Origin of the sequence: Pseudomonas sp. CFII68 (assembly GCF_000416195.1) — a bacterium.
Classification (GTDB): domain Bacteria; phylum Pseudomonadota; class Gammaproteobacteria; order Pseudomonadales; family Pseudomonadaceae; genus Aquipseudomonas; species Aquipseudomonas kilonensis.
This window is the reverse complement of record NZ_ATLN01000058.1, coordinates 1-26,548: the sequence shown is the minus strand read 5'-3', so window position 1 is coordinate 26,548 and position 26,548 is coordinate 1. Positions and strand designations below refer to the sequence as shown.

Below are 26,548 nucleotides of genomic sequence, written 5' to 3'. Positions count from 1 at the left end.
TGTGGGAGCAAAGCTTGCTCGCGATAGCGATCGATCAGCTTGCATCAGCGCTGGATGTGCCACCGTCTTCGCGAGCAAGCTTTGCTCCCACAGATCTGACAGGTGTACGACCGCAAGAGCCAAGCCGGCTGTCAGGCCGCCTCGCGAGCAAGCTTTGCTCCCACAGATCTGACAGGTGTACGACCGCAAGAGCCAAGCCGGCTGTCAGGCCGCCTCGCGAGCAAGCTTTGCTCCCACAGATCTGACAGGTGTACGACCGCAAGAGCCAAGCCGGCTGTCAGGCCGCCTCGCGAGCAAGCTTTGCTCCCACACACACCTGCTCCCACAGGGGAAACGCGGCCCCCATTAAGAGCCAGGTCGGCTATAAGGCCGCCTCGGCGTGGACGTTGATCTCGAGCGCCCCGTTAACCACGATGGCCGAACGCAGGCATTGCGCAGTGGGCATCCCGGCATGGATGCCGGGATAGCCGCGCTGGGCCATGGATGGCCCTTCGCGGCGGGCCCACGGAGCAATGCCGGAGTGAGGGCATGCCGAGCCCTAGCGAGGCACCGAGTGGTGGGGCAAAAGCGTTTTGCTTACTTTTGCGCTCTTCAAAAGTGAGCCGCCGTCAGGGCGGAACCCTAAGCCGCCGCCACCCAAAAAACGGATATACACACAAACCCCACCCATAAAAAAACCCGCATCACTGCGGGTTTTCTCACAACGCTAAAACATCAATTAACCTTAGCGTTCAACTCACCCTTCAAGTACCGCTGATACATAGCCTCCAGAGAGATCGGCTTGATCTTGGAAGCATTACCCGCCGTACCAAACGCCTCATAACGCGCAATACACACATCACGCATCGCCGTCACGGTCGCACCGAAGAACTTACGCGGATCAAACTCACTCGGATTGGTCGCCATCAAACGACGCATCGCACCAGTAGAAGCCAGACGCAGATCGGTATCGATGTTGACCTTGCGTACGCCGTACTTGATGCCTTCGACGATTTCCTCAACCGGCACGCCGTAGGTTTCCTTGATGTCGCCACCGTACTGGTTGATGATCGCCAGCCACTCCTGTGGAACCGAGGAAGAACCGTGCATCACCAGGTGGGTGTTCGGGATGCGCTTGTGGATTTCCTTGATGCGGTCGATCGCCAGCACGTCGCCGGTTGGCGGCTTGGTGAACTTGTAGGCGCCGTGGCTGGTGCCGATGGCGATGGCCAGGGCGTCGACCTGGGTCTTCTTGACGAAGTCCGCCGCTTCTTCCGGATCGGTCAGCATCTGGCTGTGGTCCAGCACGCCTTCGGCGCCGATGCCGTCTTCTTCACCGGCCATGCCGGTTTCCAACGAACCCAGGCAACCCAGTTCGCCTTCCACCGATACGCCGCAGGCGTGGGCCATGGCGACGGTCTGCTGGGTGACGCGTACGTTGTACTCGTAGTCGGTCGGGGTCTTGCCGTCTTCGCCGAGGGAACCGTCCATCATCACCGAGCTGAAGCCCAGCTGGATGGAACGCTGGCAGACGTCCGGGCTGGTGCCGTGGTCCTGGTGCATGCACACCGGGATATGCGGGAACTCTTCGATCGCAGCCAGGATCAGGTGACGCAGGAACGGCGCGCCAGCGTATTTGCGGGCACCGGCCGAAGCCTGGACGATCACCGGAGAGTCAGTCTTGTCAGCGGCTTCCATGATGGCGCGCATCTGCTCAAGGTTGTTGACGTTAAAGGCTGGAACGCCGTAGCCGAACTCGGCTGCGTGGTCCAGCATCTGACGCATGCTGATAAGTGCCATTGTGTCTCTCTCCCGGTCGAGGGTCGTTAATCGTGCCAGCCTGCCGGAGCGGCGGCGGCTATTCAAGTCATTGCGGATCGGGGGTCGGTCCCGGTCTGCGTGTTCCGTGCAGCAAAATCTCAAATCGTATAGAGCCCCCTGTGGGAGCGGGCTTGCTCGCGAATGCGGTTTCACATTCAACAAAGATGCAAGCTGAGCCGCCGCATTCGCGAGCAAGCCCGCTCCCACATTGGATCTCAGTGGATCACTCGGCCTTGCAGCCACGCCCAATCAAGTCATTGGTGGCGACCCAATACACCAGGCCTTCCTCACCCTTGACGTGAAACGCCAGCATGTCATCGCTGTACAGTGAACCTTCAGCACCCGGCTCAAGCTTGAGACGATAAACCTTATCGGCGCCGCCCAGGCGTACATCGACTTCCTTGTGGGCGGCATCGGTGTAGCGCCAGAGCACTTTGGCCTCGCTGTCGCAGGTCCAGGTCGTCCAACCTTCAACAGGTTCGGACGTGTGCAAAAAGTCCAACTGCGCACAACCGCCCAGCAATGCCAACGCCACGACGGCGATCAAGCCTTTCATCCGTGTTCCTCGACGGACGGCACACGCCGCCCGCCATGAGTTAAGAGTCAGACCCGTCAAGGACAACCATGTTCCTTGGCCGGGGTTTGCGTCTCGTATTTGTCCAGGCCGTCCGGTCCGGAACGCTTGTTCAGCACCGGGTTGGTCTCGGCCTGCCAGTCGGCCTGGTAACAGCCGTCTTCGGGCGCCGGCGTGCCGGGTTGCGGGGCCGGAGCCTGCGGGCTGCTTGAGCAGGCCACCAGCATCGTCGCCGCCAACAGCAACGGGATCGTCTTGACCATCAGAACACTCCTTTGCCTGGTCAATGCAGCTTCAGGCCTTGGCCCGGCTTTCCAGGACTTCCACGGCTGGCAACACTTTGCCTTCGACGAACTCGAGGAATGCGCCGCCGCCAGTAGAAATGTAGGAGATCTGCGAGGCCACGCCATATTTGTCGATGGCCGCCAGGGTGTCACCGCCACCGGCGATGGAGAACGCAGCGCTGTCGGCGATGGCCTGGGCCAGCACCTTGGTGCCGTTGCCGAACTGGTCGAACTCGAACACACCGACCGGACCGTTCCACAGGATGGTCTTGGAAGATTTCAGCAGTTCGGCGAAGTTGGCTGCGGTTTGCGGGCCGATATCGAGAATCATGTCGTCCTCGGCTACGTCAGCGATCAGCTTGACGGTGGCGGTGGCGCTTTCTGCGAATTCCTTGGCCACAACCACGTCCACCGGCAACGGTACGCTGACCTTGGCGGCGATTTCCCGGGCGGTGTCCAGCAAGTCTGGTTCGTACAGGGATTTGCCGACCGGGTGACCGGCAGCAGCGAGGAAGGTGTTGGCGATGCCGCCACCGACGATCAACTGGTTGCAGACCTGGCTCAGGCTATTGAGCACGTCCAGCTTGGTGGAGACCTTGGAGCCAGCAACGATGGCAGCCATCGGCTGGGCCGGGGAGCCCAGGGCCTTGCCCAGCGCGTCCAGCTCGGCAGCCAGCAACGGGCCTGCGGCGGCGACTTTGGCGAACTTCGCCACGCCGTGGGTCGAACCCTCGGCGCGGTGGGCGGTGCCGAACGCGTCCATCACGAACACGTCGCACAGGGCAGCGTATTGCTGGGCCAGTTCGTCGGCGTTCTTTTTCTCGCCCTTGTTGAAGCGCACGTTTTCAAACAGCACGACATCGCCGGCCTTCACGTCCAAGCCGCCCAGGTAGTCAGCGACCAATGGCACGTCACGGCCCAAGGCCTTGCTCAGGTAATCGGCCACAGGCTTGAGGCTGTTTTCCGCCGAGAACTCGCCTTCGGTCGGACGGCCCAGGTGGGAGCAGACCATCACGGCCGCACCTTTTTCCAGGGCCAGCTTGATGGTCGGCAGCGAGGCCAGGATGCGCGCGTCGCTGGTGACAACACCGTCCTTGACGGGGACGTTGAGGTCTTCGCGGATCAGTACGCGCTTACCTTGCAGATCGAGGTCGGACATCTTCAACACGGTCATGGGTCGCAATTCCTGGGTAACTGTTTAGAGAGCAGGTTTTTTAGAAGCGGTTTGCAGGTAATGCTCGGCAACGTCCAGCATTCGGTTGGCAAACCCCCATTCGTTGTCGAACCAGGCCAGGATGTTCACAAGCCGCGGCCCGGAAACACGGGTCTGGCTGGCATCGACGATGGCCGAATGTGGGTCATGGTTAAAATCACAACTGGCATGAGGCAACTCGGTGTAGGCCAGAAGGCCTTTGAGCGGACCGCTGGTGGCGGCTTCGCGCAGGATCCGGTTGACTTCAGTGGCGTCGGTATCGCTCACGGTCTGCATCGTAATGTCGAGGCAGGACACGTTGACCGTCGGCACCCGCACGGCTTTGGCCTGAATTCGCCCCGCAAGTTCCGGCAGCAGCCGTTCGATGCCGCGCGCCAGACCAGTGGACACCGGAATCACCGATTGGAACGCCGAACGGGTGCGGCGCAAGTCCTCATGGTGGTAGGCGTCGATCACCGGCTGGTCGTTCATCGCCGAGTGGATGGTGGTGATCGACACGTATTCCAGGCCAATGGCCTGGTCCAGCAGGCGCAACAGCGGCACGCCGCAGTTGGTGGTGCAGGACGCGTTGGACACCAGCAGCTCTTCGCCGGTCAGGCAATCCTGGTTCACGCCGTAGACGATGGTGGCGTCGACATCCGCTTCACTGGCCATCGGCTGGGAGAACAGCACCCGTGGCGCGCCGGCAGCGAGAAAACGCTGGCCGTCTTCGCGGGTGTGGTAGGCGCCGGAGCACTCGAGCACCAGATCGACATCCAGGGACGCCCAATCGATGCCTTCGGGGGTGGCGCTGCGCAAGACCTTCACGCAGTCGCCATTAATATGCAGACAATCGCCCTCGACCCGCACTTCGCCGGGAAACCGGCCGTGGGTGGAGTCGAAGCGTGTCAGGTATTCGATACTGGCCATGTCGGCCAGGTCATTGATCGCCACAATCTCGAAACCGGCCTTGGCCCCCCGTTCGAACAACGCACGCAGGACGCAACGACCTATCCGGCCGTAGCCGTTGAGTGCAACTTTGTAGGGACGCGGTTGGGGCATGGGGGGTTCTCTGAACAGGGTGAATCCATGGAGTACAGCGCCGAATGTTCCGCAGTCATCGCGGGCAAGCCTTGCTCCCACAGGCTGGCATTTTCCCAGTAGGGGTATGCACATCCTGTGGGAGGAAGCCTTGCTCTCACAAACTGGCATTTCCCAGTGGGGGTATGCACATCCTGTGGGAGCAAGGCTTGCCCGCGATAGCGTCAGAACAGGCACTACATGCCTGGACTTAGTCTTCCAGCAGCTCTTCCGCCTGACCCAGGATGTTTTCCAGGGTGAAGCCGAATTCCTCGAACAGCGCCGGCGCAGGCGCCGATTCGCCGTAGGTGGTCATGCCGATCACGCGGCCTTCCAGGCCCACGTACTTGTACCAGTAATCGGCGTGGGCAGCCTCGATGGCGATCCGCGCACTGACCTGCAGCGGCAACACCGCTTGCTTGTAACCGGCATCCTGGGCGTCGAACACGCTGGTGCACGGCATGGACACTACGCGCACGTTGCGGCCCTGCTCGGTCAGCTTGTCGTAGGCCTGAACGGCCAGGCCGACTTCGGAACCGGTAGCGATCAGGATCAGCTCCGGCTCGCCGATGCAGTCCTTGAGCACGTAGCCGCCACGAGCGATATCGCCGATCTGGTCGACATCGCGGTTCTGGTGCTGCAGGTTCTGGCGGGAGAAGATCAGCGCCGATGGACCGTCGTTGCGCTCGATGGCGTGTTTCCAGGCCACTGCCGACTCCACGGCATCGCAAGGGCGCCAGGTGTCCAGGTTCGGCGTGCAACGCAGGCTCGCCAATTGCTCGATCGGCTGGTGAGTCGGGCCGTCTTCGCCCAGGCCGATGGAATCGTGGGTGAACACATACAGGATGCGTTTTTTCATCAGCGCCGACATGCGCACGGCGTTGCGGGCATATTCCATGAACATCAGGAAGGTCGCGCCGTAAGGCACCAGGCCGCCGTGCAGCGCCACGCCGTTCATGATCGCGCTCATGCCGAACTCGCGAACGCCGTAGTACATGTAGTTGCCGCTGGCATCTTCAGCGCTGACGCCTTTACAGCCTTTCCACAGGGTCAGGTTGGAACCGGCCAGGTCGGCCGAACCGCCCAGCAGTTCCGGCAGCAATGGGCCGAAGGCGTTCAAGGTGTTCTGGCTGGCCTTGCGGCTGGCGATGGTTTCGCCCTTGGCGGCGACTTCAGCGATGTACGCCGAGGCTTTTTCGGCGAAGTCGGCCGGCAGCTCGCCACTGAGGCGACGCACCAGCTCGTTGGCCAGCTCAGGGAATTCGGCGGAATACGCAGCGAAACGCTGATCCCATTCGGCTTCGAGCGCGCGGCCTTTTTCCTTGGCATCCCACTCGGCGTAAATGTCGGCCGGGATTTCGAACGGGCCATGGTTCCACTTCAACGCGGCGCGGGTCAGGGCGATTTCCTCGGCACCCAGTGGCGCGCCGTGGCAGTCTTCCTTGCCTTGCTTGTTCGGCGAGCCGAAACCGATGGTGGTCTTGCAGCAGATCAGGGTCGGCTGGGCGCTTTTGCGGGCCGTCTCGATGGCAGTCTTGATCTCTTCCGGATCGTGACCGTCGACATTGCGGATCACCAGCCAGTTGTAGGCTTCGAAGCGCTTGGGAGTGTCATCGGTGAACCAGCCTTCGACTTCGCCATCGATGGAGATGCCGTTGTCGTCATAGAAAGCGATCAGCTTGTCCAGGCCCAGGGTGCCGGCCAGGGAGGCGACTTCGTGGGAAATGCCTTCCATCATGCAGCCATCACCCAGGAATACGTAGGTGTGGTGATCGACGACGTTATGACCTGGGCGGTTGAACTGCGCGGCCAGGACTTTTTCTGCCAATGCAAAACCTACGGCGTTGGCCAAGCCCTGCCCCAATGGACCGGTGGTGGTTTCCACGCCTGGGGTGTAGCCGTATTCCGGGTGGCCCGGGGTGCGGCTGTGCAGTTGACGGAAGCTCTTCAGGTCATCGATCGACAAGTCGTAGCCGGTCAGGTGCAGCAGCGAGTAGATCAACATCGAGCCGTGACCATTGGACAGCACGAAGCGGTCACGGTCGGCGAAGGCTGGGTTGCTCGGGCTGTGCTTGAGGTAGTCGCGCCAAAGCACCTCGGCGATATCCGCCATACCCATAGGGGCACCGGGATGGCCGCTGTTGGCTTTCTGCACGGCATCCATGCTGAGGGCACGAATGGCATTGGCACGCTCACGACGGCTGGGCATCGCTGTTCTCCTGCGGGTATTGAATCGAGAATGAATAAAATGGAACTGAAAAAAGGCGAGCATTTTCCCTCACCCACCCACCCTGGGGCAATGACAGATAGTCATCCTTGGGCGTTTTTCCGGTGGATAAAGCCGCATTCACCAGGTGAAACCTTTCCGCTGATGGTTTGTAGAGTCAAGCACACGTCGGGAAGTGCCATTTATCCACCAATATCAAAACTTTTTGATATTGAACTTGCAGGGTTCCAATCCCCTCACTAGACTGCCGCACATGAACTTACCTGCACCTTCCATTCGCCATGACGACTGCGATGAGCTGGCGGCCCTTTGCAAGGCCGGCGGCGATCCGTTGCGGCTCAATGTATTGCGCGCCCTGGCCAATGACTCGTTCGGCGTGCTGGAGCTGGCGCAGATATTCGGCATCGGTCAGTCCGGGATGAGCCACCACCTCAAGGTCCTGGCCCAGGCGGACCTGGTGGCGACCCGCCGGGAAGGCAACGCCATTTTCTATCGCCGCGCCCTGCCCCACACCGACCTGCTGGGCGGCAAGCTGCACGCGGCGCTGCTGGACGAAGTGGACGCGCTGAACCTACCGATCGACGTGCAGGCTCGCATCGCCCAGGTACACGGGCAACGGGCCGCCGCCAGCCAGGACTTCTTCGCCCGGGTCGCCGAGAAATTTCGCGCCCAGCAAGACCTGATCGCCGGCTTGCCGCAATACCGCGAAAGCGTCGTGGCGCTGCTCGACAAACTAAGCTTCGAAGCCACGGCCACGGCGATCGAAGTCGGCCCCGGCGACGGTGCTTTTCTGCCGGAACTGGCGCGGCGCTTCAGCCAGGTGACGGCGCTGGACAACAGCCCGGCCATGCTTGAACTGGCGCGCCAGGTGTGTGAACGCGAGGCCCTGGCTAACGTCAGCCTGCAACTGGCCGACGCCCTGGATGGCATGAGCCTGCAGGCCGACTGCGTAGTATTGAACATGGTGCTTCATCATTTCGCCGCGCCGGCCGATGCACTCAGGCACATGGCCGCCCTGCTGCAACCGGGCGGCAGCCTGCTGGTGACGGAGTTATGCAGTCACAACCAGAGCTGGGCCAGGGAGGCCTGTGGCGATCTCTGGCTCGGCTTCGAACAGGACGACCTGGCCCGCTGGGCCACCGCTGCGGGCCTCGTGCCCGGGGAAAGCCTTTATGTAGGCTTACGTAATGGTTTCCAGATCCAGGTCCGCCACTTTCAGCGGCCGACTGGCGACACTCACCAACGGTAACTTGTAGGAAAACATCGAGATGAGCGAATACTCCCTTTTCACCTCCGAGTCCGTGTCTGAAGGGCATCCGGACAAAATCGCCGACCAGATTTCTGATGCGGTGCTGGACGCCATCATTGCTGAAGACAAGTTCGCCCGCGTGGCGTGCGAGACTCTGGTGAAAACGGGCGTGGCGATCATCGCCGGCGAAGTCACTACTTCGGCCTGGGTCGACCTGGAACAGATCGTCCGCGACGTGATCCTGGGCATTGGCTACAACAGCTCCGACGTCGGCTTCGACGGCGCGACCTGCGGCGTAATGAACATCATTGGCAAGCAGTCCCCCGACATCAACCAAGGCGTTGACCGGGCCAAGCCGGAAGACCAGGGTGCCGGCGACCAGGGCCTGATGTTCGGCTACGCCAGCAACGAGACCGACGTGCTGATGCCGGCCCCGATCACCTTCTCGCACCAGTTGGTTCAACGCCAGGCCGAGGCCCGTAAATCCGGGCTGCTGCCTTGGCTGCGCCCGGACGCCAAGTCCCAGGTGACCTGCCGTTACGAAGGCGGTAAGGTGGTCGGTATCGATGCCGTCGTCCTGTCGACCCAGCACAACCCCGATGTGTCCTACAAAGACCTGCGCGAAGGCGTGATGGAACTGATCGTCAAGCACGTGCTGCCTGCCGAGTTGCTGTCCAAGGACACCCAGTTCCACATCAACCCGACCGGCCAGTTCATCATCGGCGGCCCGGTGGGCGACTGCGGCCTGACCGGTCGCAAGATCATCGTCGACAGCTACGGCGGCATGGCCCGTCACGGCGGCGGCGCGTTCTCCGGCAAGGACCCTTCGAAGGTTGACCGTTCGGCGGCCTACGCCGGCCGTTATGTCGCCAAGAACATCGTCGCCGCCGGCCTGGCCGAGCGCTGCGAGATCCAGGTGTCCTACGCCATTGGCGTGGCCCAGCCTACGTCGATCTCGCTGAATACCTTCGGCACCGGCAAGATCGGCGATGACAAGATCATCAATCTGGTCCGTGAAGTGTTCGACCTGCGTCCATACGCCATCACCACCATGCTCGACCTGCTGCACCCGATGTACCAGGACACTGCAGCCTATGGCCACTTCGGTCGTACGCCGCAGATCAAAACCGTGGGTGACGATACCTTCACCACCTTCACCTGGGAAAAAACCGACCGCGCCGACGCCCTGCGCGCCGCTGCCGGCCTGTAATACCCGCGTGTAAAGAAAAGCCCCTGGCGACTGTGCCGTCAGGGGCTTTTTCATGCCTGGCTCTTGAGGCGAGAGAATTTATCTGTGGGAGCAAGGCTTGCCCGCGATGAGGACAACGCGGTCCCATCGGTGACGAGGCGCCTGTATCGCGGGCAAGCCTTGCTCCCACAAACTCCCTCGCCATGGCGCTCAGGTCCTTCGTGCCACCAGCAAAAACGAAGCCGCACTGGCCAGCAGCCCCGCACACATCCGATTGAACAGGCGCTTGCCACTGGGCCGGGCAAACAGCCGCCGCGCGTAAATACCCATGTAGCAATACAAGCCGATGGCGATGCACTCCAGCGCCAGGAACAAACCACCCAGCACGGCGAATTGTTGGGTGACGGTGCCTGTACGGTCGACGAATTGTGGCAGGAACGCGGTAAACAACAGAATCGCCTTCGGATTGCCGATCGCCACCAGGAACTCCTGGCGCGCCAGGCCGGCCCGGCTCATCGACGCGACCGCGGCTTCGCTACCGGCCTCGGGCTGGGCCCGCCACAATTGCACCGCCAAATAGAACAGGTAACCGGCACCGACGAGCTTGATCCCCAGGAACAGCAACTCCGAGGTGTGCAGCACGGCGGTAAGCCCCACCGCTGCCAGGGCGATCATGATCGCAAATGCCAGCAATCGACCAATGCCGCCGCTGCACGCCCGGACGAAGCCATAACGCGAGGCGTTACTGATGGACAGCAGGTTGTTCGGCCCCGGCGCCATGTTCAGCGCAAAGCAGGCCGGGATGAAAACAGCGAGCGTCGACAGTTCCATCGGGAGCATTCCAGGCAGCGGCGAATCGAAAACCCATTCTGCGCCGGCCGCTGACGAGGGCAAAGCACAGTTGCGCGGCTAAATCACCTCGCACTGTACCGCCGCAACTTCGCCACCAGGCCCCGCAAAATCCGGTAACGCTCCAGGCCTCGCAACTTCCACGACAGTGGCTAGCCTTCAGTACTCAACCAAGCAAGGATGCTTTGATGCCACCGTTTTTGTATGCACTCGCCTGTCTTGTATTCATTGCCATTCCTGCGATTGCCGCGCCCTGTCCCGATTGGCCCACTGAACGCGCCCGGGCCGAGATCGCCGCGCTGCAACAGCAAATCGACACCTGGGACGACAGTTATCACCGCCTCGGCCAATCCCTGGTGGCCGACGAATTGTATGATCAATCCCGCACACAGTTGGGCCAGTGGCGCCGCTGCTTCAACCTCGCAGCCCCCGAAGATCCGCTGCGTTCAGTGGGCGCAAAGGTGCCGCACCCCGTTATCCATACGGGCCTGGAAAAACTGAAGGATGCCGACGCCGTGGGGGCCTGGCTGCACGGTCGAGAGGACGTCTGGGCCCAGCCGAAAGTCGACGGCGTGGCGGTAACCCTGGTCTATCGCAAGGGTCGCCTGCATCAGGCAATCAGCCGTGGCGATGGCGTCCTCGGACATGACTGGACCACCAATGCGCGCAAGATCGGCGCCATCCCGCAACAACTGCGCCAGCCCGTAGACCTGGTCGTCCAGGGCGAGTTGTACTGGCGCCTGGAGGCTCATGTCCAAGCCAGCAGCGGCAGCGTGAACGCCCGCGGGACCATGGCAGGCTTGATGGCACGCAGCAATTTGACGGTACACGATGGGGTATCTATCGGCCTGTTTGTCTGGGACTGGCCGGAAGGGCCGGAGACCCTGCCCGAGCGAATGGCCGCGCTGAACGCGTTGGGCTTCGCTGACACCCTCGACTACAACCAACCTGTGCGGACATTGGTCGATGCCGAGCAGTGGCGCGATCACTGGTACCGCACACCGCTGCCATTCGCCAGCGACGGGATCGTCCTGCACCAGAGCCGCCGCCCACCCGCCGACCGCTGGCAGGCCAGGGCGCCGTTCTGGAGCGTGGCCTGGAAATACCCGTATGCCCAGGCGCTGGCCGAAGTGCGCAAGGTGCACTTCAAGGTCGGGCGTACCGGGCGCATCACGCCCGTACTGGAGCTTGAACGCATCCGGCTCGACGACCGGTGGATTCGCCGGGTAAGTGTCAGTTCCCTCAAGCGTTGGGAGGAAATGGACATTCGCCCCGGCGACCGGGTCGCTATCAGCCTGGCCGGGCTGACCATCCCACGGCTCGACAGCGTCGTGCTGCGCAGCGTCGAGCGGCAGGACCTCAACGCCCCTGCGGCAGCCGATTATCACTTCTTGAGTTGCTGGCAACCGACAACCGGCTGTGAAAGCCAATTCCTCGCACGACTGGGCTGGCTGAGCGGCAAACACGGGCTCGCCCTGCCCCATGTCGGCCCCGGCACCTGGGAAAAACTGCTGGCCGCCGGACGACTCGACGGATTGCTGGATTGGATGACCCTCGATGCCGCCGAGCTTGCTAACATTGCCGGCTTTGGCGAACGCAGTAGCAGCCGCCTGCTCGCCAGCCTGGACAGCGCCCGGCAACGCCCTTTCGAGCAATGGCTCAAGGCCCTGGGCCTGCCGCCCGCGGGTGAGGCCCGGCTGGAGGGACCGTGGCGGGTGCTGGCCGAGCGCACTACCGAACAATGGCAAGCCGAGGCCGGCATCGGACCGGAACGCGCCGCGCAACTGAGCGCATTTTTTCGCGACCCGCAGGTGCTGGCCTTGAGTGACGAACTACGCTCCGCCGGGGTCGACGGTTTTTAATCCGGGCCCTGTGTGGTTGAACCCAAGGGGCAAGCATGCGTTCCAACAGCGCATCTGTACCGACCGCTCGCGATTTTTTACGGAGTTGCTATGAATTTCCTGTCCCCCGTTGCCCTGCTGGTTTTATGCAGCGCCATGGCCGCCCCTTTGATGGCGGACGAGCAAACCCCGGAGCTCACCGGCTGCGCGGCCAAGCGCCAGGGCATCATCAACCAGATCGAACTGGCCAAGTCCCGTGGCAACCAGGACCAGCAGGCTGGCCTGGAAACCGCGTTGAGTGAAGTCACCAGCCATTGCACCGATGCATCCCTGCGCAAGGAGCGTGAAAACAAGGTGCTCGATGCCAAGCACGAGGTCAGTCGGCGTCAGGCCGACCTGGAAAAGGCCATGAAGAAAGGCGACGCCGAGCGGATCAACAAACGCAAGGACAAGCTGGCGGCCTCCCGCAAGGAACTGCAGGAAGCGGTGGATGAGTTGGATAAGTGAACATTGACAAGATCGCGGCCTCCTACAGGTTGAATGCGATCCCCTGTAATTGGAACTGGCGAAGCCTGCGATCTTTCAAGACATGTCAATGATCCCGAAATTCCTTGTGACAGGCGCTGCACGCATCCTCGACCTTTTGCACCGCCGGCCCCAAGTAACTGGCCTTGTAGGGTTGGACGTTGCTGGCAATTACCAACTCACCGGTGGCGGCTTCAAGGTTACGGGCCAGCTCCTGGAAACGCGCCTGCTTTTGCCAGACATCATCCAGGGCGCTGGTGTGGTCTTGCTCGCGCACCTGCGGGAAGTGCTTCCACGGTTCATGGGAGAGTTGACCCAGTTGCATCGCACCCTCGGCGAATCGTGCGCCATCGAACGGGACTCGACCGCGCAACATGCCGCCCAACTCTTCGTTGGTCTTGAGCATCTGCTTGAAGATCGCCTTGCGCTGGCCAAGGGGAGAATTGGGATCGACGCCGCCACAGGCGGACAACATCAGGCAGGCCAGCACGGCCATGGAAAATCGTTTTACAAACATCTTGGCCTCGGGACAGGAAACGGCAGTTAGTATCCTCGGGTCATCGGTAAAGACCAATGCCCCTATCAACAATACGGGTTGTTCGAGCACCTGACAGCGCCCGGATGACTGCAAAGGAAATCTTCATGAACAGCCGCATCAAGACCTGGCACAAAGGCCTGGCATTGACCCTACCGCTGATCGCACTGTTGGCCGGTTGTAATCGCGGCGAAAAGGTCGAAGCACCTCAGACCCACGCCCTCGCCACCTATGTCAGCGCACCGTGGGAGGCGCTGCCGTCGGTGTCCGATGCAGACCTGCTGGCCGGTTTCGGCTCCTGGCGCAGTGCCTGCACCCGGCTCAAGGCCGATGCGACCTGGGGCCCGACCTGCGCGGCAGCGGCCAATGTGCCGCAAACCCCACAGGATGTACGCAATTTCCTGAAACAAAACCTGGACGTCTATGGCCTGCGCTCAGGGGACAACAGCCCCAACGGCCTGATTACCGGCTATTACGAGCCGGTCTACCCCGGCAGTCTCACCCAGACCGCCACGGCGAATATCCCGGTCTACGGTGTGCCGGAGGACATGATCGTTGTGTCGCTGGACAGCATTTACCCTGAGCTCAAGGGCAAACGCCTGCGTGGCCGCCTCGAAGGCCGGGTGCTCAAGCCATACGACGACGCGGCCACCATCGAAACCAACGGGGTGAAGGCGCCGGTCATCGCCTGGCTGACCGACCCCATGAACCTGCAATTCCTGCAAATCCAGGGTTCGGGACGTATTCGACTCGCCGATGGCCGCCAACTGCGCATCGGTTATGCCGACCAGAACGGCCACCCTTACCGCCCCATCGGGCGCTGGCTGGTTGAACAGGGCGAGCTGAAGAAAGAAGACGTGACCATGGGCACCATCAGTGCCTGGGCCAAGGCCAACCCGAACCGTATTCCCGAATTGCTGGGCAGCAACCCCAGCTACGTGTTCTTCAACCGTAACCCCGACAGCAACGAAGGCCCGCGAGGCTCGCTGAATGTACCGCTGACAGCCGGCTACAGCGTGGCGGTGGACCGCAAGGTGATTCCGCTGGGCAGCCTGCTGTGGCTATCCACCACGCGCCCTGACGGCAGCACCTTGAACCGGCCCGTCGCCGCCCAGGACACTGGTGGTGCAATTGCCGGTGAAGTGCGGGCGGACCTGTTCTGGGGCACGGGCGAGGCGGCCGGGCAACTGGCCGGGGACATGAAGCAACAGGGCCAGATCTGGATGCTCTGGCCCAAGGGCATGGCGTTGCCGCAAGTGCCGCAGGTGGCGAATGCGGTGACCGCCAATCCCTAAAGAGATGCGTTGATTGTCCCGGCCCCATCGCGAGCAAGCCCGCTCCCACAGTTGATCTCAGTGAACACAATATTTGTGAGCGACCTGAGATCAGTGTGGGAGCGGGCTTGCTCGCGAAGAGGCCCGCACAGACGCCAGAAACTCACCAGCCAGGCTCAGACCGAAACAAAGAAGAAACTCAAGACCAACCCCACCCCCACGAACCACACCAGCGAACGCAGGATCGCCCAGTCCGCCAGATAGCAAATGATGTAGAGCAGGCGACTGGTGATGAACAGCACCGCCAGCACATTGATGGTCACCAGCTCGGCATTGCCGGCCAGGTGCGCGACGATCACGGCGGCGGCGAAAAACGGGCTGATTTCAAAGCTGTTCAGTTGCGCAGCGAAAGCGCGCCGGGGAGCACCTTCGAGTGAGTCGAGAAAATCCCGAGGGTCGTGGTTATCCCGTAACCGGTATCTGCCACCGGCCTTGGCGATCCCGACACACAGGTAAGGCAGGAGAAAGGCAATCAAAATACACCACAGGGCAACCGTCATTGACGCAGTTCCTTCTTTGAGTTTTATAGAAAATCGCGAGTCCGGACACTGGTCAGAACTTCATCACCAGCATGCCAACCAACACCAGCCCGCAGGCTAAGAGCCGCGGCAAGCCAAAAGGTTCTTTCAGGTAACGCATGCCGAACAGCACCACCAGGATCACGCTGATCTCCCGCAGCGCCGCCGCTTCGGCGATCGAGCCCAGTTGCATGGCCCACAGCACCAGAGCGTAGCTGAACAATACGCAGAATCCGACCGCCAACCCCAACCGCCACTGCTCACGCCAGAACCGCATGAAGGCCGGCCGCTTGCTCACCAGCGCCAGCAACGGGAACGGCCAGGCACTGAGCAGCGTGACCCAGACCAGGTAATCCAGCGGATGGGACCAGCGCCGCAGAGCGTGACCGTCGATATAGGTGTAGCAACCGATGCACAGGCCAATCAGCGCCACCACCGGCAGCATCGACCAGGGCAGCCGCTCGCCACCGCCGCCCTGCCACAACAGGCAAAGCATGCCGAACGGGATCAGCAAAATGCCGATGACCTGCTGGGTCGTCAGCGCTTCACCGGCGAACATAAATGTCAGCGCCAGCACCACCAGCGGCGACAGGCCGCGCATCAGCGGATAGACCAGCCCCAGGTCACCGACCCGATACGCCTGGATCAGCAAATAGCGATAGAGCAGCTCGAACGCCGCCGACGCCAGGATCCACGGCCAGATCTCCAACGGCGGCAAGGCCACGAAACCCAGTGCCAGCGCGACGAACAGCAAGGCGACGCTGTCCATGCACGCCACCACCAGCAAACGCTCGCCACTGAACTTGATCAGCGTATTCCACGCCGCATGCAACAGCGCTGCTACCAACACCAAGGCCGTCGCAAGCACGGCACGCTCCTTGTCCCCGATCCTACGATCATCGGGCTCATGAATTGATTCGCTATCGTTTATACTGCAAACCGACCACGCCGCACTCAGTTGCGCATACACCTATTCCAATAATCTCGCTGTTGCCCCGCTCATTCGAAGGGGGGCGCCGGCATGCGTATGCCTGATCAGAGCGTCAAGACTACAGACAGAGACCTTGCGCATGCCACTCGCCTTGCTTGCTTTGGCCGTCGCCGCTTTCGGCATCGGCACGACTGAATTCGTCATCATGGGCCTGTTGCCCGATGTCGCCCGGGACCTGGCCGTAAGCATCCCCCAGGCCGGCCTGCTGATCACTGGCTACGCCCTGGGCGTGGTGTTCGGCGCGCCGATCCTGGCGATTGGCACCGCCAACATGCCACGCAAGGCCACGCTGCTGGGCATGACCCTGATGTTCATCCTCGGCAACGTGCTCTGCGCCCTGGCGCCGAACTACGCCACGCTGATGGCCGCCCGGGTCATTACTGCGCTGTGCCACGGAGCGTTCTTTGGCATCGGTTCGGTGGTGGCGGCCGGGTTGGTGGCGCCGAACAAACGGGCCCAGGCGATTGCCATGATGTTCACCGGCCTGACCCTGGCCAACGTGCTGGGCGTACCGTTGGGCACGGCCCTGGGGCAATACGCCGGCTGGCGTTCGACGTTCTGGGCGGTATCGGTGATCGGCGTGATCGCCGCCATCGCCCAATGGGTCTGGCTGCCCAAGGAAATCCCCATGGACAAAGCCAACCTGGCCAGCGAGTTCAAGGTGCTGGGCAAGGTCAACGTGTTGCTCGCCCTGGGCATGAGCGTGCTGGCCTCCACCAGTTTGTTCAGCGTGTTCACCTACATCGCGCCGATCCTGCAGGATATCACCGGTGTCAGCCCCCACGGCATCACTGTCATGTTGCTGTTGTTCGGCGTCGGCCTGACGGCGGGCAGCTTCCTTGGCGGACGCCTGGCGGACCGGCGCCTGCTGCCTGCGCTGGTGGCCATGGCCTTGGCCGTGGTGCTGGTGCTGGCCGCGTTCAGCCAGACCAGCCGGTCGGTGATCCCGGCGGCAATTACCCTGGTGCTGTGGGGCGTCTTCGCCTTCGCCCTGTGCCCGATCCTGCAATTGCTGATCATCGACCAAGCCCACGAAGCACCGAACCTCGGCTCGACCCTGAACCAGAGTGCCTTCAACCTCGGCAACGCAGCCGGGGCGTGGATGGGTGGGTTGGTCGTCGCCAGTGGTGCCGACCTGGCGGATTTGCCGTGGACCGGGGCATTCGTCAGCGGCCTCACGGTATTGACCGCCTTGTTCTTTATCCAACGACAGCGACGCTTGGCGGCCGTCGTTGTTTGAGGGCCTGGGAAATCGGCGCTTCCCATGAGTGAAGGGGCGACGCTTTCAGTAAGAATGTTTCCCCATTCGTGCGGGCTGTTTTTACCTGTCGTCCAGAAGCCTTGTTCCAGAGCGCCTGCCATTAAAATCCGCCGAGGGCTGTTCGCAGCCGGCGGATGTTTATCCAATTAAGTCGCAACGCAATCAGCCTGCAGATTTTGCTTAGAGTTCGGCCCCCACACTCGGTACAAGGACGAACCAGAATGCCAGGCCCAATCTCGCAACAATCCCTCCCCCCTAGCTCTCTCAAGAACAGCGACCAGACCGTAAAACAGGCGAATCCCGGAAATGCCTGCCTACTGGTAGACCGCGCTACAGACCGGTCTATATCCATCATTCGATATGGCGACGGTAGCGTCGAAGTCACTATGGATCGCCCCACCATTAGCGACCTGATCCTCAGTGGTGGTGGCGCCAAGGGAGCGGCCTATTCCGGACTCCTCAAAACCCTCGAAGCCAACGGCCTCATGGACAATATCAGAACGATTTCAGGCTCTTCTGCAGGGGCCATATCGGCCGCCGTACTCGCAAGCGGCATGAGTCACGCGCGTTTCGACCAGATTCTTGACGATATTCCCCTCACGTCGTTGCTCGACAGCACCAACGTTATCGTTAAAGCACTCCAGAATGTCTCGTCGAAGCTGGGCGAAAAACTGAAAAACGTTCCGCTGGCGCAATTGCTGTGTGATCTGTTGCCACGCCTGGGTTCCAAGGGGATGCCGCTGGAGAACTTGATCCGGGAGGAATCCTGCAAGGCGCTTCTACAACACTGCAAAGATCACCCGGAACCTCTTTCCGAAAAAGCGCAACAAGCCGTTGCCAATGTGAGACGGAACGAATACGTCACCTTCGCTGACCTGGCCGTCCTGAGCAAAGAAATCCCACCGATCAAGACCGTGGAAATCACCGGCACCGCCATGTTCGAGGAAGACACGCAATTGCTGGTGTTCAGCGAGAAGACCACGCCTGACATGGACATTGCCGTGGCAGCGCTTATCTCCGCGTCGCTGCCGGTGGTGTTCAGCAAGCTGACCCAGCAAGGACTACCCTTCCAACAGAATGATGAGAAACGCACTGAAACCACGGCGTTTGCCGATGGCGGCATCCTGAACAACACACCGGTACCTGACATCTATAATCCGGCGACCTCCATGAGCCCGATCCCGGACAGAGAGTCTTTGATCCTGATATTCGAGGCGGAAGAATCGAACCAGGAAAACCAGCGAGGCACGGGCATCACGGCCCTGATCGACAAATTTCTCAATGCACCCCATACGGCCAGCTCTGTATGGAATGCCGAACAACTGAAGCGCTTTGCTGACCAGACCGTCGTGGTGCCGCTGAAATCCAATAAAGGTGATTACCGCGGCCTGTTGAGCGGGACAGTCAACTTCAGCATGTCCAAGGAGATCAAGGATCATCTCCAGGAAGAACTGCGCAAGAAAGTCCAAACCCATCTGGACGAGCACAACGCCACTCGACAAACCTTTTGGTTTGACTCAATCGAGGATGCGCTGTTGGCGTTGGGTGACAAGGAATTCGAGCAACTGAGCCTAGAACTGGAGGACGACGAAACCTGCGCCGAGGCGATCACCTTCAGGCACCACGCACAACGAGCGTTGGCGCAATTGAAGGAAGCGATCCAAGAGGCCAACAAGGCATCCACCAAACTTGAACCCACCCCACCGATGCACATGGCCATCTGGACCCTCGATCAGCTTGCGGACCAGCCCGGCAGGCTGGAATGGCTGGCAAAACGCCTCAATCACGGCAATGACCCGGACTTCATGCAGTTCCTCCAGGCCACCGCCGAGTGGGACAGAGGCGCGCCCAGCGCCATTTCCGAGGTGACCGGTTACGCCGTCGAGAAAATGCACCTGCACGACATTGCCACACGTATATCTAACGTCGTGCAACATGTGCTGAATCCCGCATGCTTTCTCGGCGGCCAACCCGACGCGAACATCAAGTTGATAAAAGGAGTCATCCGGGACCTGCTGGAACTGCAAGATCCAAAAGCATCCAAAAATTCGCTGGAGCAGAAGATCGCATTCAACAATTCACTTGAACGGGTTATCGCGAATTACAGGTCGCGCTACACCGGGATGCTTGATCCAAAGTCAACAACCCTCAAGATCTTGCGCAACATGCTATTCAAATAACCGCCTACTCCGAGTCAATGCGCTGCGCAGGCTTATCTGGGCGCTTATCTTTGGGCAGGCCCACTTCACTGCGGATCTGCGCATGGCTGATCAACGCAAAGATAAAACTTCCACCGACGATGTTGCCTGCCAACGTCGGCCCGGCAAACACCATCCAGAAATCCTCCCAGGACAACTGGCCGGCAAACACCAGGTAGGACACTTCGGCCGAGCCGACGACGATGTGGGTGAAATCCCCGAGCGCCATGAGGTAGGTGATCAGAATGATGATCCACATCTTGGCGCTTTCCATGGACGGGATCATCCAGACCATGGTGGCGATCATCCAGCCGGAAATGATGCCCTTGGCGAACATCTGGCCGGTGTCGTTCTCCATGACCTTGCGGCCGATCTCCAGGAAAGCCTGGTCGGTGCGCTGATCGAAGATCGGCAAGTGCAACATCACGTAGGCCACCAGCAAGGTGCCGCACAGGTTGCCCACCAGCACCACGCCCCAGAGCCGCAACAGCCGGCCGAAGTTGCCCAGCGTGGGTTTGCTCATGATCGGCAGCACGGCGGTCAGGGTGTTTTCGGTGAACAGTTGCTGGCGGGCCAGGATCACCGCGAGAAAGCCGGCGCAGTAACCGAAACTGGCGATCACCTTGAAGCCTTCGTGGTCCGGCAGCCGGGAGTTGAGCAAGCCCATCGCCATCAGCGACAGGCCCATGGTCAACCCCGCCGCCAGGGCCGACCACCAGAGCGCGGCGATACTGCGCTCCAGCTCCTGATTGCCCTGGGTGCGGATGATTTCGTGCAGCACCGCAGCCCGCGGTGGCTGGTTGCGGTCGACTTCGTGCTGTTCCTGAGCCGAAAGGTCAGGGGTCTTGCCTTCTTCATGAGTGTCCATACAGCTCCTGAACCGGTGGCGTGATGTACCTACGACACGCGGCGATCAGCGCTGTTCAGTGCCGACCTGGACATACATGTGGGAGCGAGCTTGCTCGCGATGGCAGCACCGCCGATCTCACTCGACCACATCGTCCTTGAACTGATCCTTGACGTATGTGATCTCGGTCCGCCCATGAGGCGCGGGCAAGCCATCTTCGCCAAGGTTGACGAAGACCATCTTCTCCACGGTCAGGATGCTCTTGCGGGTGATTTTGTTGCGCACCTCGCAGGTCAGCGTGATGGAAGTACGACCAAACTCGGTGGCGGTGATGCCCAGTTCGATGATGTCACCCTGGCGCGAAGCGCTGACGAAATTGATTTCCGAGATGTATTTGGTGACCACGCGCTGGTTGCCGAGCTGGACGATGGCATAGATCGCCGCCTCCTCGTCGATCCAGCGCAACAGGCTGCCGCCGAACAGCGTGCCGTTGGGGTTGAGGTCTTCGGGCTTGACCCATTTGCGGGTGTGGAAATTCATGATCACTCCTGAGTGTCTGGCCGTTGGATTGCTGCATCATGGCAGACCGCACGGCCAGGCTCTACGTCGTGGGCCCTATGACGGTCATCGGCAATTTCGATTTGCCGACAGAAACCCTTTTGGAAGATCCGATTAGCCCGTTATAATCGCCACCGTTTTACCTCGGTCCACGCTTTGGACCGTTCCCGCCACCTGTCCGAGGGGCGCTGCAGCAGGCTCGACCTGTCAGGCTCGGATGGGGCGTTGTTTGTACGGGGGCTCCCCGCACGGACACTAAACGCACAACGGCGCCCATTCGCATACATTACGAATGGAGACTCTTCATGAGCGCTGTTATCACGCCTGCCGATTTTACCGACTACAAAGTCGCCGACATGTCCCTGGCTGCCTGGGGCCGTCGCGAAATCATCATCGCCGAATCCGAAATGCCAGCCCTGATGGGCCTGCGCCGCAAGTACTCTGGCGAACAGCCATTGAAAGGCGCAAAAATCCTCGGCTGCATCCACATGACCATCCAGACCGCCGTGCTGATCGAAACCCTGGTTGCCCTGGGTGCCGAAGTGCGTTGGTCGTCCTGCAACATCTTCTCGACCCAGGACCAGGCCGCTGCCGCCATCGCTGCCGCCGGCATCCCGGTATTCGCCTGGAAAGGCGAGACCGAGCAAGAGTACGAGTGGTGCCTGGAGCAGACCATCCTCAAGGATGGCCAGCCGTGGGACACCAACATGATCCTCGACGACGGCGGCGACCTGACCGAGCTGCTGCACAAGAAGTACGCAGCCGTGCTGGAAAACGTCCACGGCGTGACCGAAGAGACCACCACTGGCGTGCACCGCCTGCTGGACATGCTGGCCAAGGGCGAACTGAAAATCCCGGCCATCAACGTCAACGACTCGGTGACCAAGAGCAAGAACGACAACAAGTACGGTTGCCGTCACAGCCTCAACGACGCCATCAAGCGCGGCACCGACCACCTGTTGTCGGGCAAGCAGGCGCTGGTGATCGGCTACGGTGACGTGGGCAAGGGTTCGGCCCAGTCCCTGCGTCAGGAAGGCATGATCGTCAAGGTCTCCGAAGTCGATCCGATCTGTGCCATGCAGGCCTGCATGGACGGCTTCGAGCTGGTTTCGCCGTTCGTCGACGGGATCAACGACGGCTCCGAAGCCAGCATCGACAAGGCCCTGCTGGGCAAGATCGACCTGATCGTGACCACCACCGGCAACGTCAATGTCTGCGATGCCAACATGCTCAAGGCCCTGAAGAAGCGCGCCGTGGTCTGCAACATCGGTCACTTCGACAATGAAATCGACACCGCTTTCATGCGCAAGAACTGGGCATGGGAAGAAGTGAAGCCGCAGGTCCACAAGGTGCACCGCACCGGCACTGGCAGCTTCGACCCACAGAACGACGACTACCTGATCCTGCTGGCCGAAGGCCGCCTGGTTAACCTGGGTAACGCCACTGGCCACCCAAGCCGCATCATGGACGGTTCGTTCGCCAACCAGGTCCTGGCCCAGATCTTCCTGTTCGGCCAGAAATACGCCGACCTGTCGCCAGCCCAGAAAGCCGAGCGCCTGACCGTGGAAGTACTGCCCAAGAAACTCGACGAAGAAGTGGCCCTGGAAATGGTCCGCGGCTTCGGCGGCGTGGTCACCCAACTGACCAAGCAACAGGCTGACTACATCGGCGTCACCGTCGAAGGCCCGTTCAAGCCGCACGCTTACCGCTACTGATCGGCGCTATTGCCTGCTCTCCCTGTGGGAGCGGGCTGTGTGGGAGCAAGGCTTGCCCGCGATGAAAACGCCGCGGTCTCTCGAGGACCGCAGCGCCTGGATCGCGAGCAAGCTTTGCTCCCACACAGCCCACTCCCACATTGTGATGCGCAAGGCGTCCAGGCTTACGAGTTTCCAAGGATATGACCATGTCCCAAGACCGTCGCTACAGCTTCGAGTTCTTCCCGACGAAGACCGATGCTGGGCATGAAAAACTGATCGCCACTGCCCGTCAGCTGGCCAGCTACAACCCCGACTTCTTCTCCTGCACCTATGGCGCTGGCGGTTCGACCCGTGACCGCACCCTGAACACCGTGTTGCAGCTCGAAAGCGAAGTCAAAGTCCCGGCCGCCCCTCACCTGTCCTGCGTGGGTGATAGCAAGGACGACCTGCGAAGCCTGCTGACCCAGTACAAGGCCGCCGGCATCAAGCGCATCGTTGCCCTGCGCGGCGACCTGCCGTCAGGCATGGGCATGGCCAGCGGCGAGCTGCGCCACGCCAACGAACTGGTTGAATTCATTCGTGAAGAAACCGGCGATCACTTCCACATCGAAGTGGCTGCGTATCCGGAAATGCACCCCCAGGCGCGCAATTTCGAAGACGATCTGCGCAACTTCGTGCGCAAGGCCAACGCTGGCGCCAGCAGCGCGATCACCCAGTACTTCTTCAACGCCGACAGTTACTTCTACTTCGTCGAGCGCATACGCCAGTTGGGCGTCGACATTCCTGTCGTACCGGGAATCATGCCGATCACCAACTACAGCAAGCTGGCGCGCTTCTCTGACGCGTGCGGTGCAGAAATCCCACGCTGGATCCGCAAGCAACTGGAAGCCTACGGCGACGACTCCTCCAGCATCCAAAGCTTCGGCGAGGAAGTCATCACGCAAATGTGTGAGCGCCTGCTGCAAGGCGGTGCACCGGGGCTGCATTTCTATACCCTAAACCAGGCCGAACCCAGCCTTGCGGTATGGAACAACCTCAAGCTGCCGCGCTGAATGACTTAATGCGGTGGTACAAAGAGGCCTTGGCGAACACCAAGGCCTTTTTCATTCAGTGATCGAGCCCTACCCTGCAATGCGCTTGCATCGGTGATTGCCGCCGAGCCATCCATGAACACCGCAGGCAGGCAAAGGGTGACTGAGGCGCAGGCCAGAGCCCTCTAGCTATTTGATGAGCTCTCGTCGTAACCTCAGGCCATGCCCGTCATTGTCCAACTGCTGACCGCCCTTCTTTTCCTGTGCCTGAGCATGACTGCCCGGGCCGAAAAGTTGCGCATTGTCACCGAACCCTGGGCCCCGTACGTCTACGAAGAGAACGGCAAGATGCTCGGCCTGGACTACGAAACCACGGCCATTGTGTTCAAGCGCCTGGGTATCGATGTGGAATGGCAGTTCCTGCCGTGGAAGCGCTGCCTGGCGATGCTGGAGCAAGGGTTGGCGGACGGTGCGCTGGACATTTTCCACAGCAATGAACGCGATTCCACGCTGCTTTACCCCAGCGAACCGCTGTCGGACGTGGAGTTCGTGATGTTCTACGCCAATGCCCGACCCCACCCGTTCCGCACGCTCGATGACCTGGACGGCCTGACCGTCGGCACCTCGCCCGGCTATCTGTACAGCCAGGCCTTCAGTGAGTCGACGCTGTTCGCCCGTGAAACCGCGCCCACCCACGAAGCCAATTTCGGCAAGCTGCAACTGGGTCGGATCGACCTGCTCATCACCGACCGCAGGGTCGGCCGACATGTGCTCGAACAAATGCAGTTGGGCGACCAAATTACCGAAAACCCGATGGTCGTGAGTCGTCAAAGCCAATATCTGGCGGTTCGGCGCAGTGCCGGGATGGATTTGCTGGTGCAACGCTTCAGCGCCGAACTCAAGCGCTTCAAGCGCGAACCGGCCTATGCCGAACTGAGCGCTCGCTACGGCGCAGGCCCAGCGGCCAAGGTCACCTCGCCCGGCCAGATCAACGTTGAAATAAACCGTTGAGCAGCAGGAAAGCGGCGCGCGGCGTTTGCTCTGTTATACTCCGGCCTTCCCGCCAGGCTCACGCCCGGACGCCCGGTCTTGCAAAAGGCATCCCGACACCGCTACAGCGCCGCCTACAGCCCGCGCGAGCCTTGTCCGGACCCGCCTTCGAGGCCCGGCAGGACCGGACGGGATGACGTCTTTTGGTTGAACGTCATTCGCGCCCGGCAAGACTATCCCATTGGGCCAGGCCCTCACTAAAACAGGATTACTCATGTCCTTTGCTTCCCTCGGTCTCTCCGAGGCTTTAGTCGGCGCCATCGAAGCCGCCGGCTATACCCAGCCTACCCCGGTGCAACAGCGGGCCATTCCCGCCGTGTTGCAAGGTCGCGACCTGATGGTCGCGGCGCAGACAGGTACTGGTAAAACCGGCGGTTTCGCCCTTCCGATCCTGGAGCGGTTGTTTCCCAACGGTCACCCAGACAAATCCCAGCGTCATGGCCCGCGCCAACCGCGCGTACTGGTCTTGACCCCTACCCGCGAACTGGCGGCCCAGGTTCACGAGAGCTTCAAGGTCTACGCTCGCGACCTGAAGTTCGTCAGCGCCTGCATTTTTGGCGGCGTGGGCATGAACCCCCAGGTCCAGGCCATGTCCCGTGGCGTCGATGTACTGGTCGCCTGCCCCGGTCGCCTGCTGGACCTGGCCGGCCAGGGCAGCGTCGACTTGTCCCACGTTGAAATCCTCGTGCTGGACGAAGCCGACCGCATGCTCGACATGGGCTTTGTCCATGACGTGAAGAAAGTCCTCGCCCGTCTGCCCGCCAAGCGTCAGAACCTGCTGTTTTCGGCGACGTTCTCCAAGGACATCACCGACCTGGCCGGCAAGCTGCTGCACAACCCGGAGCGCATCGAAGTCACGCCACCGAACACCACGGTCGAGCGCATCGAGCAACGCGTATTCCGCCTGGCGGCTAGCCACAAGCGTGCCCTGCTCGCTCACCTGATTACCGCCGGTGCCTGGGAACAGGTCCTGGTGTTCACCCGCACCAAGCACGGCGCCAACCGCCTGGCCGAGTACCTGGACAAGCACGGCCTGCCGGCTGTGGCGATCCACGGCAACAAGAGCCAGAACGCCCGCACCAAGGCCCTCGCCGACTTCAAGGCCGGCGAAGTACGCATCCTGGTGGCCACTGATATCGCCGCCCGTGGCCTGGACATCGACCAGTTGCCTCACGTGGTCAACTTCGAGCTGCCAAACGTCGATGAAGACTACGTGCACCGTATCGGCCGTACTGGCCGGGCCGGTCGTTCGGGCGAAGCGATCTCGCTGGTCGCGCCGGACGAAGAAAAGCTGCTCAAAAGCATCGAGCGCATGACCAAGCAGAAAATTGCCGACGGCGACCTGATGGGCTTCGATGCCAGCACCATCGAGGCCGAGAAGCCTGAAGTGCGCGAACGTCCGGACGTGCGCAATCCGCGCAATGCCCGCGGCCCACGCGGCGACGGTCCGAATGGCGGCGGTGGTGGTGGCGGCCGCAAAGACAAAGGCAAGGACAAGGGCAAGGAAAAATCGGCCAGCAACAGCAATGGCCGCGGCGAACGCCCTGCCCGCGAGCAGAAGCCCCGCGAAGGCACACCCGCTCGTGAACAGCAGCGACCAGCCCCGCGCGCCGCAGCCGATCGTGCCCCGGACGAGTTCCTGGACGACGACGTCGACAACTTCGGTAACCGCGTCGACTACGTGCCGCAGCAGAAACCGGCCCAGGGTCGTGGTCGTC

Annotated in this window: 23 protein-coding genes, 1 pseudogene and 1 riboswitch; of the genes and pseudogenes, 12 read left to right on the top strand and 12 right to left on the bottom strand. The window is 61.2% G+C overall.

All coding sequences use genetic code 11. The annotated features are described in order from the left end of the window. Window positions 1-714 precede the first annotated feature (714 nt). The 6 genes from fba to tkt all read right to left on the bottom strand — a co-directional run bounded on the left by fba (window position 715) and on the right by tkt (window position 7,139). Window positions 715-1,779 carry a class II fructose-bisphosphate aldolase gene (fba, locus tag CFII68_RS17270; protein WP_003177554.1) on the bottom strand — a complete coding sequence of 355 codons (1,065 nt, stop codon included), beginning with the start codon at window positions 1,777-1,779 and terminating at the stop codon, window positions 715-717. 244 nt (window positions 1,780-2,023) lie between these two features. After that, window positions 2,024-2,356, bottom strand: a complete 333-nt coding sequence (locus tag CFII68_RS17275) for an MliC family protein (RefSeq protein WP_018605054.1) — start codon at window positions 2,354-2,356, stop codon at window positions 2,024-2,026. Between the two features lie 56 nt (window positions 2,357-2,412). Then, the gene (locus CFII68_RS17280; protein WP_014340623.1) at window positions 2,413-2,637 is read right to left on the bottom strand and encodes a hypothetical protein; all 225 of its coding nucleotides are present in this window, start codon (window positions 2,635-2,637) and stop codon (window positions 2,413-2,415) included. A gap of 31 nt (window positions 2,638-2,668) precedes the next feature. Next, window positions 2,669-3,832 (bottom strand): phosphoglycerate kinase, encoded by a 1,164-nt coding sequence (locus tag CFII68_RS17285; protein ID WP_018605052.1) that lies wholly within the window; start codon window positions 3,830-3,832, stop codon window positions 2,669-2,671. A gap of 24 nt (window positions 3,833-3,856) precedes the next feature. Beyond that, window positions 3,857-4,912 (bottom strand): erythrose-4-phosphate dehydrogenase, encoded by a 1,056-nt coding sequence (epd, locus tag CFII68_RS17290; protein ID WP_014340625.1) that lies wholly within the window; start codon window positions 4,910-4,912, stop codon window positions 3,857-3,859. A gap of 229 nt (window positions 4,913-5,141) precedes the next feature. Then, window positions 5,142-7,139 (bottom strand): transketolase, encoded by a 1,998-nt coding sequence (tkt, locus tag CFII68_RS17295; protein WP_018605049.1) that lies wholly within the window; start codon window positions 7,137-7,139, stop codon window positions 5,142-5,144. A 30-nt stretch (window positions 7,140-7,169) separates the two neighbouring features. Here tkt and CFII68_RS27435 point away from each other — a divergent pair, with 30 nt between their 5' ends. The 3 genes from CFII68_RS27435 to metK are packed head-to-tail and all read left to right on the top strand — an operon-like array spanning window position 7,170 to window position 9,616. Further along, window positions 7,170-7,400, top strand: a complete 231-nt coding sequence (locus tag CFII68_RS27435) for a hypothetical protein (RefSeq protein ID WP_139213039.1) — start codon at window positions 7,170-7,172, stop codon at window positions 7,398-7,400. A 10-nt stretch (window positions 7,401-7,410) separates the two neighbouring features. Next, window positions 7,411-8,406 (top strand): metalloregulator ArsR/SmtB family transcription factor, encoded by a 996-nt coding sequence (locus CFII68_RS17300; RefSeq protein WP_018605048.1) that lies wholly within the window; start codon window positions 7,411-7,413, stop codon window positions 8,404-8,406. A gap of 19 nt (window positions 8,407-8,425) precedes the next feature. Then, window positions 8,426-9,616: a methionine adenosyltransferase gene (metK, locus tag CFII68_RS17305; protein WP_014340628.1), complete on the top strand. Its 1,191-nt coding sequence runs from the start codon at window positions 8,426-8,428 to the stop codon at window positions 9,614-9,616. Window positions 9,617-9,805: 189 nt separating this feature from the next. Here the strand turns inward: metK and CFII68_RS17310 are convergent, their stop codons facing one another. After that, on the bottom strand, window positions 9,806-10,426 hold the full coding sequence (locus CFII68_RS17310; RefSeq protein WP_003206403.1) for a LysE family translocator: 621 nt from the start codon (window positions 10,424-10,426) through the stop codon (window positions 9,806-9,808). A 206-nt stretch (window positions 10,427-10,632) separates the two neighbouring features. Here CFII68_RS17310 and ligB point away from each other — a divergent pair, with 206 nt between their 5' ends. Both ligB and CFII68_RS17320 read left to right on the top strand, forming a co-directional pair. Next, window positions 10,633-12,306 carry an NAD-dependent DNA ligase LigB gene (ligB, locus tag CFII68_RS17315; RefSeq protein ID WP_018605046.1) on the top strand — a complete coding sequence of 558 codons (1,674 nt, stop codon included), beginning with the start codon at window positions 10,633-10,635 and terminating at the stop codon, window positions 12,304-12,306. A 90-nt stretch (window positions 12,307-12,396) separates the two neighbouring features. After that, entirely contained in the window at window positions 12,397-12,792 is a 396-nt protein-coding gene (locus tag CFII68_RS17320; protein ID WP_014340631.1) for a DUF1090 domain-containing protein, read from the top strand. A gap of 85 nt (window positions 12,793-12,877) precedes the next feature. Here the strand turns inward: CFII68_RS17320 and CFII68_RS17325 are convergent, their stop codons facing one another. Continuing rightward, window positions 12,878-13,327 (bottom strand): cytochrome c, encoded by a 450-nt coding sequence (locus tag CFII68_RS17325; RefSeq protein WP_033062576.1) that lies wholly within the window; start codon window positions 13,325-13,327, stop codon window positions 12,878-12,880. A 125-nt stretch (window positions 13,328-13,452) separates the two neighbouring features. Between CFII68_RS17325 and CFII68_RS17330 the strand changes: the two genes are divergently transcribed. Then, window positions 13,453-14,640, top strand: coding sequence for a murein transglycosylase A (locus CFII68_RS17330; RefSeq protein WP_018605044.1), 1,188 nt, complete (start codon window positions 13,453-13,455; stop codon window positions 14,638-14,640). Between the two features lie 155 nt (window positions 14,641-14,795). On the opposite strand, the gene CFII68_RS17335 is transcribed toward CFII68_RS17330, so the two are convergent. Beyond that, window positions 14,796-15,179: an MAPEG family protein gene (locus CFII68_RS17335; protein WP_018605043.1), complete on the bottom strand. Its 384-nt coding sequence runs from the start codon at window positions 15,177-15,179 to the stop codon at window positions 14,796-14,798. Between the two features lie 52 nt (window positions 15,180-15,231). Then, entirely contained in the window at window positions 15,232-16,065 is an 834-nt protein-coding gene (locus CFII68_RS17340) for an EamA family transporter (RefSeq protein WP_018605042.1), read from the bottom strand. Window positions 16,066-16,267: 202 nt separating this feature from the next. On the opposite strand from CFII68_RS17340, the gene CFII68_RS17345 reads away from it, so the two are divergent. Both CFII68_RS17345 and CFII68_RS17350 read left to right on the top strand, forming a co-directional pair. After that, a complete protein-coding gene (locus tag CFII68_RS17345; protein ID WP_018605041.1) occupies window positions 16,268-17,428 on the top strand; it encodes an MFS transporter in 1,161 nt (386 codons plus the stop codon). A gap of 407 nt (window positions 17,429-17,835) precedes the next feature. Then, complete coding sequence (locus CFII68_RS17350; protein ID WP_018605040.1) at window positions 17,836-19,629, top strand: patatin-like phospholipase family protein; 1,794 nt, start codon at window positions 17,836-17,838, stop codon at window positions 19,627-19,629. 4 nt (window positions 19,630-19,633) lie between these two features. Here the strand turns inward: CFII68_RS17350 and CFII68_RS17355 are convergent, their stop codons facing one another. Both CFII68_RS17355 and CFII68_RS17360 read right to left on the bottom strand, forming a co-directional pair. Then, complete coding sequence (locus CFII68_RS17355) at window positions 19,634-20,515, bottom strand: formate/nitrite transporter family protein (RefSeq protein ID WP_018605039.1); 882 nt, start codon at window positions 20,513-20,515, stop codon at window positions 19,634-19,636. A gap of 117 nt (window positions 20,516-20,632) precedes the next feature. Beyond that, window positions 20,633-21,034 (bottom strand): acyl-CoA thioesterase, encoded by a 402-nt coding sequence (locus CFII68_RS17360; protein WP_018605038.1) that lies wholly within the window; start codon window positions 21,032-21,034, stop codon window positions 20,633-20,635. Window positions 21,035-21,226: 192 nt separating this feature from the next. Beyond that, window positions 21,227-21,334: riboswitch (S-adenosyl-L-homocysteine riboswitch) on the top strand. Between the two features lie 23 nt (window positions 21,335-21,357). Between CFII68_RS17360 and ahcY the strand changes: the two genes are divergently transcribed. The 4 genes and pseudogenes from ahcY to CFII68_RS17380 form a co-directional block, all read left to right on the top strand. Continuing rightward, window positions 21,358-22,767 (top strand): adenosylhomocysteinase, encoded by a 1,410-nt coding sequence (gene ahcY / locus CFII68_RS17365; protein ID WP_018605036.1) that lies wholly within the window; start codon window positions 21,358-21,360, stop codon window positions 22,765-22,767. A gap of 188 nt (window positions 22,768-22,955) precedes the next feature. Further along, the gene (gene metF / locus CFII68_RS17370; RefSeq protein WP_018605035.1) at window positions 22,956-23,801 is read left to right on the top strand and encodes a methylenetetrahydrofolate reductase [NAD(P)H]; all 846 of its coding nucleotides are present in this window, start codon (window positions 22,956-22,958) and stop codon (window positions 23,799-23,801) included. A 201-nt stretch (window positions 23,802-24,002) separates the two neighbouring features. Continuing rightward, window positions 24,003-24,813 (top strand): annotated as a pseudogene (locus CFII68_RS17375) (substrate-binding periplasmic protein); the annotation flags it as partial. Window positions 24,814-25,044: 231 nt separating this feature from the next. Continuing rightward, a partial coding sequence (locus tag CFII68_RS17380; RefSeq protein ID WP_018605033.1) for a DEAD/DEAH box helicase occupies window positions 25,045-26,548 on the top strand: 1,504 nt, incomplete at its 3' end.